Origin of the sequence: Lysobacter antibioticus HS124, from assembly GCF_000336385.2 — a bacterium.
GTDB lineage: Bacteria > Pseudomonadota > Gammaproteobacteria > Xanthomonadales > Xanthomonadaceae > Lysobacter > Lysobacter firmicutimachus.
This window is the reverse complement of record NZ_HG424458.1, coordinates 63541-77217: the sequence shown is the minus strand read 5'-3', so window position 1 is coordinate 77217 and position 13677 is coordinate 63541. Positions and strand designations below refer to the sequence as shown.

The following is a 13677-nucleotide window of genomic DNA, read 5'->3' as shown; positions in this document are numbered from 1 at the left end:
CCGGCGCCCATGTTCGAGCCGAACGCCTCCGATCCGTCCGGCCCGCGCTTGCGTCGCGGATTCATCCGCCGGCGCCGGCCAGCGTGCGCAGGTTGCGCACTAACCCGCCAAGACGGTGCATGAAGTCCAGGCTGTATTGGTCCTGGGCCACATGGATGTCGGCGCCGGCGCCTTCGAGAAAGGCGCGCGCCAGACTGCAGTGCTGTTCGACCAACTCCGGGGCGGTCGCCGTAACCGGCGGCGCTGCGGCGAACCGTGCGGCGGCCGGAGCGGCCAACGGTGTCCCCAGCGAGGCGATCAGCGCCGCGCCTATCCGCGGTGTCGATGCCGGAGTGGTTTCGGACGGCATGCTCTCGTGCGGCCCGGCGGCCTGCTGTGCCGCATCGGAGGACGAGGTTGCGGGCGTCGCGCTGGCGCCGCGCGGTGCAACTTCGTCCGCCACTGCCGACGGTACGGTCTCGATCGCGAACGCTTGCAACGCGGCGGCGAGTCCGCTCTCGTCGCGCAGCGGTGGCGCTTCGGCCGCCGCGGCCTGATCGGCGATGCGTATCTGCATCGGCCCGGAGAATTCGGGCATCGTGTCCTGGACCGCGCGCAGGCCGAAGCCGGCATCGGATGCGCGCGGCGCTTCGGCCGCGAACGCCGTCGCGGTCGGGTCGAGCGGGGACAGCGGTTCGCCGGGATCGAACAAGTCCAGGCCAGTGCCGCCCACGCTATGGCCGGCGCTGGGAAACAGGCTCAGTGGGTCCAACGGCGTGTTGAGCAGCTCGGCCGGGTCCAGCCCGGCGCCGGCGCGTTCGTCCAGCGGCGATGCCGGCACGCCGGGCTCGTCGGCCGGGTAGGCGCGCAAGGGATTGTCGGCCGGGGCCGATGACGGCGGCGGTAGGACCTCCGCTTCCGCGGCCTCCTTGGCCAGGCCCGTGTCTTCGACCATCAGCACGTGATCGCCGATTTCGATGATGTCATGATCGGCGAGCGCCCGCTCGGCGCCGCATTCCAGCCAGCGGCCATTGACGACGACGAAACGCTGGCCCTCGTTGCGCAGCCGCCATTCGCCGCGTCCGCGCACCACGCTGGCCTGGCGTGGGGCGACGTTGCCGTCGACGGCGCTCAGGACCAGGTCGTTATCGGGCGCGGCGCCGAGAGTGCCGCCGTCGTGGTCGAACTGCACCGCTCGGTCGCTTTCGCAGGCCGTGCCGGGCCGGCCGATGAGGATCAATTTCATGACGACTCCAGGGGAGGGGCCGGCGCTCGCGAGGCGAGGGCGCGCAGCCTTCAAGGACAGACGAAAGACTCCAATTCGGCGAGGTGGAACGGATTGCGGCTGCCGCTGACGTTGACCCGCAGCGACAGCTTGCGGCCGCCGAAACCGTAGGACACGACGAAATCCTCCGGCGCCGCACCGGGTTTGATCTGGCCGCGCTGGAACAATCGGTGCAGGGCCCAAGTGCCTTCGGTGCGGATCGCATCGGTGCCGGGGCTGAGCTGCAATTGCGCGGTCGCGCTGCCGCGCGGCCCGGGCCAGGTCATGGTCGCCGGGGTCGGCGGGCCGTGCGCGTAGCGCAGGGTCTGGCCGTCGATATTCAGCTGGTACTGTTCGATGCTGGGGTCCAGGTCGATCGGGGTGAGCCGCAGGCGGACCGAAGGCATGCGCTCACCCGAGGGAAAAAAAACGTCGCGGATCACCTCCGCGCGCTGGAACGCCAGCGGCAGCGCGGCATCCATCGGCTCGGCGCCGGCGCCGGCGCCGGGGTCGCGGAACGACCACGGCTGGGTGCCCATGTCGATGCGCTCGGCCAGATGCTTCTGGTAGAAGGCATCCATCAGCCCGCCGGGGGCGAACAAGCGGGCGAAGTCCTCGGCCGAGACTTCGCGCTCGGCGTCGCGCACGAACGGATAGCGGCCCTGGATGATCTGCCGGCACTGACGGCCGACCGAGGCTTCGGCGTTGCCGATCAGGCTGCTGCGGCCGACGCCGCTGACCTGGCGGGTGGTGATGCCGGACAGTTCGTCGAACATCTGCCGCAACGGTATCGGCATGCGCCCGGCCTCGGATTGCAACTTGCTCAGCACGTCCGGCGGCGGCGGCGGGCTGCCGGTGGCCTGCGCGGATTGGGTCGAGTTGAGATAGCTGTAGAGCTCGTCGATGGTCTTGAGCGTGCCGTCCAGCGCCGACGGGCCGCTGCCGTCCGGAGCGTTGCCGGCGACCATGCGTCGCAGCGGATCGAAGTGGTCGTCGACGATGCTTTCCAGATAGCGCTGGGTCTCGACCGGGCGGCGGCGAGTCGGCAGCGCGTCGCCGAACACGTCGGTCAATGCCTGCTGGGCCTGGCTGATGCCCTCCTGGGCCCGGCCGAGCAGGGAACGCCGATCGCCGATGCGCCCGCGCAGCAGCTGGGTCTCGCGCGCCACCGATTGCAGGAACAGTTTCAACGGCGAGTCGGGCGAGGACAGCACCCGCGCGATCTGGATGCTTTCGGCCAAGGATTCGCTGCCGGCGAGGCTGAGATCGTCCAGGTATTCATCCCAGACCTTGACGTAGTCGTTGAAGTACTCGCGCTTGACCTCGCCGACCAGGCGCCGCCGGGCGATGTCGTCCAGGCCCTGCAACTGGCGCACGCCGAGCACCCAGGCATCGTCCTTCTCCAGATCGGACGTGGCGCTGGAAACCTGCTTGTTGAACACCTCCCAATAGCCGCGGTAGCTGTACAGCCCGGGGATGCCTTCGGTCAACGGGCGTCCGCTGCGGCGGCGGAACACCAGGCTGGCCTGCGGGCCGCCGGTGCTGACGTAGGTGATCGGGTCCATCTCGATCGTGCGCAGCAGTTTGCGGCGCAGGCGCTGATAGGCGCGCTGGCTGATCGGCACCTGGGTGATGCGCATGCGCGTGGCGTCGACCAGGCCGCGATCGACCGGGTACGGCGAGCGCAGCGCGCCGGGCTCGAGCAAGCGGCCGATGTGCGCCTCCATGGTCTTGATCTGCTCGCTGGTGATCGTCGCCGGCAAGTTGCGCTCGATGTTCCAGTTGAGCCAGGCGGCGAGGAAGGCGGCGTCGTAGTGTTCGCCGTCGTACAGCATCAGATAGGCCTTCAAGGCCTGGTAGGAGTACTCCACGTCCTCGGCCGGCGCGTCGGCGAGGATGTCGCGCAGGCGCACGGCGACCTGCGGCAATAGTTTCTCGACCAAGGCGCGGCGGTACAGGGCGTCGCCGGCGCCCTGCACCCGCGCGCCCTGGTAGAGGCCGAAGCGATAGCTCAGCGGCGGAGCGGCGGTGTCCAGGCCCGGGCTCTGCGGCAGGGCCAGCAAGGTGTCGAGCAACGGCGACAAGGGTTGGACCGCGCCGCTGGGCAGGGCGATGCGTTTGGGCGAGGTGCGCTCGAAGTTCCCGGCGCGCTGCGCGACTTCCTGCAGATAACCGCGGTTGTTGCGGTAGGACAGGGTCCAGCCCCATACCGCCAGGCTCAGCGTCGCGGCGATCAGCACGCAGGCGGCGACGTGCCCCCACAGATGGCGACGTCGCCATGACGGATGCGTGCCGGCCAACCCCGATTCGGCGAACACGACGTCGGAAAAAAAGCGCTTGAGGAACAAGCCCTGGCCCGCGCCGGGACGCGGCGTGCGTGCCGGCAGGGCGACCAGGCCCGGCAAATTGGGGTCCGACACCCGGTCGATGATCGCTTGATGCTGCGCGGCGCTGCTGAAGTAGACGCCGCGTGGCCACAACCCGGACTCGAACTTCGACGCCGCGAACACGCGCGCGAAGAACTCCTTCAGCACCGGCCCCAATGTCGAAAACTGTTGCGGGAATACGTACGCCGCCCAGCGATCGTCGAGTTCCGGCTCGCGTTCCAGCACGTCGTGCACGCCGATGTGCAAGCGGTCGGCGAGCAGGCCGAACTCGGCGTCGAAACGCTTGATCGCCTGCTCCGGCGAGAGTTGCGTCGGGAAGGCGAAGCCCCAGGCCTGCTCGCGCGCGTTGCGGTCGAGGCCATCGAAGTATTCGCGGAAGCCCTGCACACCGTCGAGCTTGGTCAGCAGCAGATACACCGGAATCCGGAATGCCAGCCGCGCCTGCAGGTCGAGCAGGCGGCGGTGCAACAGCACCGCCTGGCGCATGCGGCCGCGCTCGTCGAGGCCGAGCAGGGCCGGCAGGGATACGGTCAGCACCACGCCGTTGAGCGGTTGCCGGCTGCGGTATTTGCGCAGCAGCGTTTGCAGCTGCTGCCAGCGGCCGTCGCCGGCTTCGCCGTCGGCCCGGCCGTCGGCGTCGAACGCCTGGCCCGGCGCGTCGATCAGCACGGCCTGATTGGAGAACAGCCAGGCGTAGTCGCCGTCGCCGGCGTGATCCGAGAACAGGCCGGCCGGGTCGGCGTCCGGGTCGGGCAGGTCGATCCCCGCACGCAGCAGGGCCGAGGTCTTGCCTGCGTCGGGCCCGCCGACGACCAGGAACCAGGGCAGCCGATAGCGATACTGCTGGCTGATCCGGTCGAGCAGTCTCCCCCACGCGCTGTGCGCTTCCGACGGCATGGCGGCGAGCTTGCGCAAGGCGTCATCGAAACCGGCGCGCAACGGATCGGGAGCGACCTCGCGCGGGGCGCCCGGCTCGCGCTTGTACCGGCCGGGCTGGCGCACCCGCTCCAGCACCTGCGCTCCGGCGGTCTGCGACCAACGCCAGCGGCGCAGCAGACGGACCAGCCAATACAGCACGATCGCCCCGCTGAGGACATAACGCCACAGTCGGGTTTCCAGCGGTCGCCAGCCGTTGATGTCCAGCGCCGGCCCATAAGCCCAGATCAGCGCCAGCACCAGCAGCATCGCCAGGAACAGCCACAGTTCGCGCGAGAACAGGATCGAGAACAGCCGGCCGAAGATGCGGAATATCCAGTACATGACGGACCTCAGGGTTGCGGTTGCCCGGCCTGCGCCGGCGCCTGGAGAATGATTTCGACCCGGCGGTTGCGGGCGCGGCCTTCCGGCGTGGCGTTGTCGGCGACCGGCCGCTCGGCGCCCAGGCCCATCGCCTGGATGTCCTTGGAGCGCTGCAGCGACAGCACCAGCAGATTGCGCACCGCATCGGCGCGCGCTTGCGACAGTTCGATGTTGGAATTGAAGGATGGGGTGTGGATCGGCTGCGAGTCGGTATGGCCGATGATCCGTACCGTGCCTTCGGCGCTGTTGAGCGCGCTGCCGATGCGCTGGATGGTCGCCAGATAGCCGTCCTTGAGCTGGGCGGACCCGGAGTCGAACAGGCCGTCGCCGCGGATCGTGACCACGCTGCGGTCGGACTCGTCGACCACCGAGATACGGTCGTCGGCGAGCTGGTCAGCGAGCAGGCCGGTCAACCGCGTGGCCTGTACGAAGGTGTCGAGCTTGGGCAGAGAGACGGCGTTGATCGCCGCATAGGTGCGATCGCTGTGGTTCTGCAATGCGGTCAGGAAGCCGATGTACGCGCCGCAGCCGAGCAGCGCGGCCAGCACCAGCCACACCCAGGCCGGCATCCAGCGCCGCGCCGCTTCGGGCTTCGGCGAGTCGACGCGCCAGTTCGACGACAGTGCCGCGGCGGTGGGCGCGCCGGTTTCGCGCACCAGCTTGAGCAGGCGCTCGCGCACGTTCTCGACCTGCGCCTGGCCGTTGGGCACGATGCGGTAGCGGCCCTGGAAGCCCAACGCCAGACAGAAGTACTGCAGCTCCAGGAGATGCCGGTGCGCGTGCGGCTGCTGCGACAGCCGGGCCAGCAGCTGGAAGAATTTCTCGCCGCCCCAGGTTTCGTTGTGGAAGGTCACCAGAAGGCTGTGCGCCGACCACAGGCCACCGCCGCCCCAAGGCGTCAGCGCCGCCGCCTCGTCGAGCGCCGTGCACAGGCAGTAGCGCGCAGCGACGATGGTTTCCAGCGGAATATCGGCCTGCTGGGCGCGGGTCTGGAAGCGGCGCACTTGCGCAGCCAGATATTCGCGCAGACGCTCGGGCGAATCGTGGTGTTTGCTGCGCCGGATCGTCGGCAGCAGGTCGAGCAGCGGGTTGGCGGCGGCGACCAGCGGGTTGCTGCCGCCCTGGCGGTCGGGCGGGGCGGATTCGGCGCCGTCGATGGACGGCGCAGCGGCTTCGGAGCGCGGCTTGGCGGCCAAGGCAAGCAGGTTCATGGCGGGGAGTCCGTCGTGTAGGCGAGGGCGGAAAATCGGGCTGGTCAGCTGCGGATGGCCCAGCACTCCATGCTCAGGCCGGGCAGATCGCCGGCGAAATGCAGGGCCAGGCCGGCGGAGGTTTCCATCTGTCGCCACAGCTCGCTGCCGGTGTCGAGTTCGAAATAGTGGTAGCCGGCGTGGTAGGGGATCTGACGCGGCGCGACCGGCAGGCTGCGTATGCCGATGCCCGGCAAATGCAGGTGCACCAGATCGTTGAGCAGCTCGACCGGGCCGATCTTGACCTGCGCCGGGTAGCGGGTACGGACCACCTCGGCCGGTGCGCTGGCGTTGACGGCGAGCACGAAGCCGGCGGTGCGGATGAGCTCGACGCTGGGGATCTGCGCCACCCACACCCGCGGTGCGCGTTCCTGCAGTTCGATCGCGATCGCGTTCTGTTCCAGTACAGTCGACAACGAGCGCCGCAGATCGGCCATCAGCGGTTCGAAGCTCGCGCTGAGGTCGTCGTGGCGATAGGTCGGGCGAACGCCGGGGCGGCGCTCGGCGGTGGTGTAGGTGGACAGATCGAATGCGAGCCTCAGCCAGTCGCGGAACAGCCGCTCCGGATGCAAGCCGTCCAGGTTCAGTGCGTGCCAGGTGTCGGCCATGCTGCGGTTGATCAGCTCCAGCAGCAGGAAGTCGGCCACTTCGGCCACGCCGCCGCGGCCGGTATGGGAGAGGCGGTGCGCCATCGCCTCGCCGCGTTGTTCGAGCAGGCCGTGCAGTTCGCTGACGAAGCCGGCCAGCGGTGCGCAGCGGTTCGCGCTCAGCATCGGCGGGATGTAGCGCGGATCGAGCCGGACAGAATTGTCGCTGCGCCGCTCGAGTACCCGCACCAGCCCCAAGGACTGCCATTCCATCCCCAGTTGCGAGGCCGGCATCAGACGGAAACGGGGCTTGCCGACCTGGATGCTGGCCGGCCCGAAGGCGACCGCATTGTTGTCGGCCATGTCGCAGGCATGCACGGTGTAGCGCGCCAGCGATTGCTCATTGTCGGCGTGGATCAGGTCCTCGCCGCCCGGGCGTTGCAAGGGCAAGGCCAGCACGATCGGTTCGTCGCGGCAACCCGGCGGCACGTCCAGCGGCGGCGGCGCCTCGCGGCCGCCGGCGAACTGGAACGGCGTTCCGTCGGGCATCACTCCGCGCGCCGAGGCCAGCACGATCTTGCCGAGCGAGAGCGCGTCGCGGTCGATGTCGTAATCGCAATAGCCCCAGAAGCAAGCCTGCTGACCCAGGCAACGCTGTTGGACGTAGCTCTCCAGGTATCGCTCCTGCTGCTGGAAGTGCTGCGGCCGCAGGTACATGCCCTCCGACCAGACGACTTTGCTGCGCGCCAGATGGGCGTCCCTGATCGGCGATTCGCTGGAGGTCATTTGCGGTTCCGCTGGCTGGATGGAGTCGAGGGAGAGGGCGCGGGTATGGCGTCGGCCGGGTACGTCTGCGGATTGGCGGGCGATTGCGCTTGGCCCGGCACGGGCGACCGCGAGCGCACTCGAGAACCGGCTTTGGGCTTGGTGCTCGGTCCGCTTTGCGGTGTGGGGGCGGCGGCCGTCGGTCGGGTCCTGGAAGGCGCTGCGGCAGCGGCGGGGGTGGTCTTAAGCGTCGTGGCAGCGGACTTCGGCGTCGGCGTGACGGCCGGCGGGACGTTCTTCGAGGCTGTTACAGCGGTCGATGGGGCGGCTTTCGCCGCCGTAGCAGTCTTCGCCGCGGTCGCCGGGGCCGTGGGGCCAGCTTTCGAGGTCTTTTCGGCGATGATCGAAACGGCCTTCGAGGTCGCCGCGGCGGGCGGCGAGGGCTTCCTCGCGATCGCCGCAGCGATCGCCGAGGTGGCCGCCGCTGATGTCGAGTTCATGGCCGAAGCGGCTTTCGAAGCCGGCGACACAGGCGTCGGGACGGCCGTTGGCGCTGCGGCGGCGATCGTCGAGACCGCCTTCGAGGCGGCCGGTGGGATGGTCGGAACGGTTCTGGATGCGACGGCGGAGATCGTCGAGGCGATCGTCGAAGTGGCGCCGGCGGTTGTCGAAGCGGCCTTCGAGGCCGTTTCAGCGATCGAAGTTGCGATCTTCGAAGCCGCTTTCGCCGCGCGCGCCGCGCGCGGCGGCGCGGGTTCGGGCCGATCGCGCCGGTCGGCGAGCAATCGCAACCCGCCGGCGCCGATATCGACTTGGAGCAGCCGGCGGCCCGATTTGATCTGGAAGTACTTGTCCTTGGCCGAGGGCAGGGCGACCGTGGCCTTCCACGGCTTGCCCTGCTCGCGGTAGCCGACCGCGACGCCGATCAGGCGCGCTTCGGCATTGCCCTTGCGGCGCAGGCGGCGTTGCTCGCCCGGGTGCAGGATCAACTGCTCGCCGCCCAGCAGATCGGGACCGAGCGCGCTCTTGTCGTCGTCCTGCAACTGCGGATAGTCCGCGTTGGAGAACGCCGTATCGGCCTTGAGCTCGTAGATCGCGACCAGCACCGGCGCGGCTTCGCCGCGCGCGTTGCGGTTGGCGTCGGCAGCGACGCGGATGTCCAGGTCGTAGGGCGGCGCGACCTGAGTCTTCAGGCCGGCGCAACCGCCCAGCAGAAGCGCAAACGACAACGAGAGCGGACGCACGAACGGGTTCATGGCAGATCGCATCGTTTTCTAGGGATAGGCGGCAAAAAGCCGGTATGGATTCAAGGGCAAAAAAACACCTTGGCCTGGCAAGGCGACGCATCGCAGCCCACGGTATTGGTGGAGTTCTGCCTGGTCGGATGGGATAGGCACGTGGCCGGCATACAGCCGACGCTCACCTTGCTGGAGCCTTTGATGTTCTGGCAGGTCGATCCGACAGTGCCCGAAGCCACGCCGCCCACGACGCCCTGTTGATCGCCGACGCTCATCATGATGAGCGTGGCCAAATTGCAGGCCAAAGCGTTGACGATGAAAATATTCGTGACGTTGGGCGCTGCGCTGCTTCGGTGCCCCATGTTCGGGAATGGAACCGGTACTAGAACGATGGTGAAGTTGACCGAAATGGCGAAACAGAATCCGCTTGATGTCGTATTTGCAGGCATGGTCATGGCGGAGGCCCTGGTGCGAAAGCGGAGGAAGACCAGCGGTGGACATGCATTCGATCGGCGATCAGCCGATATGCACTTGTTCGCCGTCTAACTTGGCCAATTTCGAGGCGGTGACGATGGTGTGCTCGGCATGCAGGCGCGCATCGGTGGCGGCGGTGTAATCGATCTGCCCGGAACGCAGGCAATCGACGGTCTCGACCGTGCGGACGCTGTGGCGGCTAGCCTGGACGATGCGTTCGGCGGCGGACTCCAGCACCCGGCCGACCAGTCGCCACAAGCCGACCCGGGTTTCGATTCGGCCGCAGCTGGCTTGCGCTGCGTCCGCATCGATGCGCGCTTCGCGGCCGGCGATGGCGATGGTGTCGGCTTGGGCATGCAGCGTCTCGTTGCTGCATAGGGACAGGTGGGTATCGGCATGCAGGCGCAGCTCGCCGCCGATGGCCTGGAGCTCCAGGTCGCCCTGTACCTGCAATCGGACCGGGCCCGCATCGGGGCGGTGCAACACCGCACAGACATAATGTTCGGTGCGCCCGTCGGAGACGACCCAGACCCGGTCGCCGGTTTCGGGCGGCGTCAGACAGCTGTAGGCGCGACGGCAATGCAGCCGCCGGTTCTGACGATCGATCACGAGCCCTCCTTGCTCGTCGATCGCGACTACGTTTGCCGCACCGGACCAAGGGCTCCCGTCGTGATTCAGTAGCTCGGACAGGACCGAAACCGCGCTGTCCGGATCTTGCGACCTGATGTCTTGCAGCATGATGGACTCCTTCATTCGTAGAGAGCGTCTCGGCGTTCCGACCAAGACTCGGCCGCGTAGAGATCCGCGTCCTGGAAGACGACACCGGGTTGCCGCCGCCAAGCGCCGCGGGGAAGGCTGGCGCGATGCACGCGGGTCGCGGCGAACGAGGCGCCGGCGAAGTCGGCTTGCGAGCAGTCGGCGTAGGACAAGTCGGCCTGCTTGAGGCGAGCGTGGGAGAAACGCGTACCGACTGCAGAGGCGCGCATCATCGAAGCCGATTCCAGGTCGGTTCCGCTGAGATCGGCCCGGTCCAGGCGTGCTTCCAACCACAGGCTGTTGGCGAAGTACGCGGATTGGCAGTGCGCATCGCTGAGGTCGGCGCCGGAATAGTTGGCATAGGCTGCCGCCGCCGCTTCCAGGCGGGCGCCGCGCAGATCGGCGCCCTGGAAGTTGCACTGGGTCAGGTCAGCACCGGACAAATCGATGCCGGCGAGACGGGTACGTACGAACTGAGTGCGAGGCATGCGCAGCCCGCGCAGCACCTTTCCGCTGAGGTCGCAGTCGAACAACGCGACCTGGTCCAATGAGGCGCCAACGAGGTCCGCGCCGCGCAGATCGATGCCGTCGAAGCCGACCTGGCGCAACTTCGACGCCTGCAGGTCGGCCTGCTCGAAGGTAGTGCCGGCGAAGAACGAGCGCTCGATATCGGCTTCGCGCAGTACGGACTGACGCAGGTCGCCGTTGAACCATTGGGATTGGTCGATGCGCGCCCCGCGCAGTTCGATGCCGTTGGCGCTGATGTCGCGGAAGACGCAGCCGTTCAAGCGCGCACGCAGCCAGCGGGACCGGTCGAAGCTGCCGCGGTCGAAGCGGCAGGTGTCCAATCGGATGGCTTCCAGTTCGCCATGATCGAATCGGCAGTCCAGGAATACGCAGTCTGAGAAATGCGCATTGCGGAGTCGTGCGTAAGAGAAATCGATGCGATCGAATGTCGCGCTGGAGAGATCGGCGCCGATCAGGTCGGCGCCGTGCAGCGACAGCTCCGCGACCGTTCCGGTCTCTGCCAGACGATCGACAAGGTCGGCCAGTTCGGGGCTCACAGGGATTGCTCCCGTGCAGGGTAGGCGATGCTTTTCTCCAGATAAGCGCCGTGCAGGCGCGTGCTCCGGTCGAGCGATACCTCGGAGAGGTGGGCCCTGAACAGATTGGCGGATTCCAGAATCGCGCCCTCCAGATGTGCGCCGCGGAGATAGGCGCCGATCAGGTCGGACGAGCTCAGGTCGGCGCCGCGAAGCGTGGTCCGAACCATCAGTCCGTCGTGGATCTTGACCCGACTGAGGTCGGCTTCGCTCAGATCGGCGTCGGTTAGGTCGCTTGCGCGGATCTGAGCCGAGACGAAACGCGCGCCGCGCAGCCGGGCGTCGCGAAAGTTGACCTCGGTCAGGCAGGCATGGCTGAAATCGATCCGAGGCAAAACCGCGCCGCCCAGGGCCGCCTTGCAAACACGGGCGCGCAGCAGGCGAATATCGCCTTCCACCTGGGTGCCCAGCAACGCTAAGTTCTCGATATCGGAGTCCGACAGATCGATATCGCGCAATCGGCACTGGCTGAACACGATCTTGCGCAGTTTCGCCCGTCGCAGGTCGATATCGTTCAGGGTATTCCCGATCAGCATCAGCTGACTGAGTTGGGCGGCGCCGAAGTCGATCCTGTCGAGCATGGCGCGGTCGAAGCGGCCGCGCTGCACAGTGGCCGACGAGAACGTGCAGCGATGCAGTCGTACTCCTTCGAAATTGGCCTCGTCCAGTTCGCAGCGGCTGAAGTCGGTTTCTTCGCAGATGGCCTGGGCGAAGTTGCTGCGCCTGCCGGCCGCGGCCGACAGGCGGGTGCGGGTGAGGTTGCAGCGCACAAGGACGGCCTCGTCCAGGCATGCCGACGACAGGTCGGCATCGGACAGGTCGGCGCCTTCCAGCAGCGCTCCTTCGAGGCGGGCGCCGCGCAAGTTCAGGCCGCGCAGGTCGGCGCCGGTCAAGTCGATCGCGGCCAGTGCGTCGCCGCGGGCGTGAGCGGCGGCGACGCGTTCGCGCAGGGCCTCGGATGCGGCTGCGTCCAGGCGCGGCGCGGGCGCCTGGTGCTGGGCCGAGAGGCGGTATCCGACGAGAAGATCGCTTTCGCATCGCTGCAGATGGCGTTCGAGCGCGGCGGCGTCGCAGCCCCTGGGCGCATGCTCGGTCGTCACGCTCAAATCCGGCCGAGCCAACTTCGGCGGTCCGTACGGTGCGGGGGGCGAGGCGACGCTCTTGCCGTGCGGCGATGCCGCGCTGCGTGCGCGTCCGATGTGCTCTTCGGCCAAGGCGTCAGCAGAGATCTTGCGGATCTCGGCGAGTTCTCGCTCGCTGCGGCGCTGGGTCTGCTGGACAAATTCGGGCAGGGCATCGACGGCGGGCAACGCCTGCACCTTCAACTCGGGATCGGGCAGGGCGTCGACGCCGTGACCGGGCGGCGGTACCTCGTGCAATCGCCGCTTTGCCTGGTCCAGTTCGCGCTGCAACCTGGGCGCGACGCTGCGCGTTCCGGTCTCGGCAGCATCGGGCAGCCATTCCACCGGCAGCAGATCGCGGTCGCGCAGGCAGTACAGGGCGCCGTGGGTCGGATCGTTGCGCCATTGCAGCACCTGCCGGTACCAGGACAGCGGCCGTTCTTGCCCCTCCTGTTCGCCTGCGAGCAGGAGGCCGAACAGGTCGCTGGCATCGAAGGCCTGGACCTGGACTTGTCCGTGATAGATCAGGATCGCCTGCTCGCGGTGGGGGAAAAACCACGCGGTGGTCAGGCGCAGCGCCATCTCTTCCAGCTCGTCGCCGCCACGGCGCAGGACGAACGCGCGCGCCCGCAGCGCCGGCAAGCGTCCGTGCAGACGCGCGCGTTCGGGATGCATTCCGAGTATTTCGTACTCGGCGGCGCTGGGAAATGCGCTGCAGCCGGCAAGTTGCTGATCCGCCGGAGCGAGATTGTAGTAGCGACGGTCGTGATCGCGCGGCAGGCCTGGATAGTCGTGTTTCAGCCAATGGTCGTCGGTCCGGCCATACAGCGCACTGCGCTGCGGCCATGCCGGCGGCAGCGGGGCGAAGCTGGCAGGCGCCGTCTCCGCGCCTGCGCGCCCCTGGGCGTAGTCGGCGTATTCCACGTTGGGCACGCGGCGCAGCCCGGTTTCTCCCGTGGCGGCGCCGGATGCGCCGATCCCGTCTGGGTTTGCGTCGTAGCCCGGGCCGCCGTAGGCGTGTTTCCAGTCCAGCCGCATGCGATCGTAGGGAACGGGGTCGCTGGTTTCGAATGCATTGAGCCAGCAGCGGTCGCCGTGTACTTGCAATCGCTTCTCCTTGCCGGCGATCCTCACCCGGACATGGCCGCGTCCGGCGCTGGCCTGCCCGGGCTCCGGATAGGCGTAGCCGCTGACCAGGTACTCCGCACAGCCTTTGGGCACGGCCTCGTCGAGCGGCATCGGCGAGACCTCCTCGCCGACCAGTCGCCACAAATCCTGATCCGACCCCAGCTTTGGCTTGGCGCCGAGATTAACGAGCGCCGCTACCGCCAGGCCGAGATGCTCGCTTCCGCGATCGCGGAAGCAGCGGGTGAGATAGCTCAGGTGGGTGGGCTTGGTCGTTCTCATGGTCGATGCGTGCGGCGCCAGCGGCGCAAGAAGGGGAAGCGGCGCGA

Annotated in this window: 9 protein-coding genes; all 9 read right to left on the bottom strand. The window is 68.0% G+C overall.

The window, feature by feature from the left end:
• Positions 1–61: 61 nt before the first annotated feature.
• On the bottom strand, positions 62–1225 hold the full coding sequence (locus TX83_RS04475; RefSeq protein WP_064746732.1) for an FHA domain-containing protein: 1164 nt from the start codon (positions 1223–1225) through the stop codon (positions 62–64).
• A 50-nt stretch (positions 1226–1275) separates the two neighbouring features.
• A complete protein-coding gene (gene tssM / locus TX83_RS04470) occupies positions 1276–4890 on the bottom strand; it encodes a type VI secretion system membrane subunit TssM (protein ID WP_064746731.1) in 3615 nt (1204 codons plus the stop codon).
• Positions 4891–4898: 8 nt separating this feature from the next.
• Positions 4899–6140: a type IVB secretion system protein IcmH/DotU gene (gene icmH / locus TX83_RS04465; RefSeq protein ID WP_064746730.1), complete on the bottom strand. Its 1242-nt coding sequence runs from the start codon at positions 6138–6140 to the stop codon at positions 4899–4901.
• A 44-nt stretch (positions 6141–6184) separates the two neighbouring features.
• Positions 6185–7552 carry a type VI secretion system baseplate subunit TssK gene (tssK, locus tag TX83_RS04460; RefSeq protein ID WP_064746729.1) on the bottom strand — a complete coding sequence of 456 codons (1368 nt, stop codon included), beginning with the start codon at positions 7550–7552 and terminating at the stop codon, positions 6185–6187.
• Positions 7549–8787 carry a type VI secretion system lipoprotein TssJ gene (gene tssJ, locus TX83_RS04455; RefSeq protein WP_075574992.1) on the bottom strand — a complete coding sequence of 413 codons (1239 nt, stop codon included), beginning with the start codon at positions 8785–8787 and terminating at the stop codon, positions 7549–7551. Before tssJ ends, tssK begins: the two co-directional genes overlap by 4 nt.
• 50 nt (positions 8788–8837) lie before the next feature.
• Positions 8838–9224 (bottom strand): DUF4150 domain-containing protein, encoded by a 387-nt coding sequence (locus tag TX83_RS04450; protein ID WP_075574991.1) that lies wholly within the window; start codon positions 9222–9224, stop codon positions 8838–8840.
• Between the two features lie 61 nt (positions 9225–9285).
• Positions 9286–9981: a DUF3540 domain-containing protein gene (locus tag TX83_RS04445; protein ID WP_186442512.1), complete on the bottom strand. Its 696-nt coding sequence runs from the start codon at positions 9979–9981 to the stop codon at positions 9286–9288.
• Positions 9982–9992: 11 nt separating this feature from the next.
• Complete coding sequence (locus TX83_RS04440) at positions 9993–11063, bottom strand: pentapeptide repeat-containing protein (RefSeq protein WP_064746725.1); 1071 nt, start codon at positions 11061–11063, stop codon at positions 9993–9995.
• Positions 11060–13630, bottom strand: coding sequence for a DUF2169 family type VI secretion system accessory protein (locus TX83_RS04435; RefSeq protein ID WP_064746724.1), 2571 nt, complete (start codon positions 13628–13630; stop codon positions 11060–11062). Before TX83_RS04435 ends, TX83_RS04440 begins: the two co-directional genes overlap by 4 nt.
• Positions 13631–13677: the final 47 nt, after the last annotated feature.

Coding starts and splice junctions, on each gene's coding strand:
- TX83_RS04475 (WP_064746732.1), bottom strand. CDS start 1,225: ATGAAATTGATCCTCATCGGCCGGCCCGGCACGGCCTGCGAAAGCGAC.
- TX83_RS04445 (WP_186442512.1), bottom strand. CDS start 9,981: ATGCTGCAAGACATCAGGTCGCAAGATCCGGACAGCGCGGTTTCGGTC.
- tssK (WP_064746729.1), bottom strand. CDS start 7,552: ATGACCTCCAGCGAATCGCCGATCAGGGACGCCCATCTGGCGCGCAGC.
- TX83_RS04435 (WP_064746724.1), bottom strand. CDS start 13,630: ATGAGAACGACCAAGCCCACCCACCTGAGCTATCTCACCCGCTGCTTC.
- tssJ (WP_075574992.1), bottom strand. CDS start 8,787: ATGAACCCGTTCGTGCGTCCGCTCTCGTTGTCGTTTGCGCTTCTGCTG.
- TX83_RS04450 (WP_075574991.1), bottom strand. CDS start 9,224: ATGACCATGCCTGCAAATACGACATCAAGCGGATTCTGTTTCGCCATT.
- icmH (WP_064746730.1), bottom strand. CDS start 6,140: ATGAACCTGCTTGCCTTGGCCGCCAAGCCGCGCTCCGAAGCCGCTGCG.
- tssM (WP_064746731.1), bottom strand. CDS start 4,890: ATGTACTGGATATTCCGCATCTTCGGCCGGCTGTTCTCGATCCTGTTC.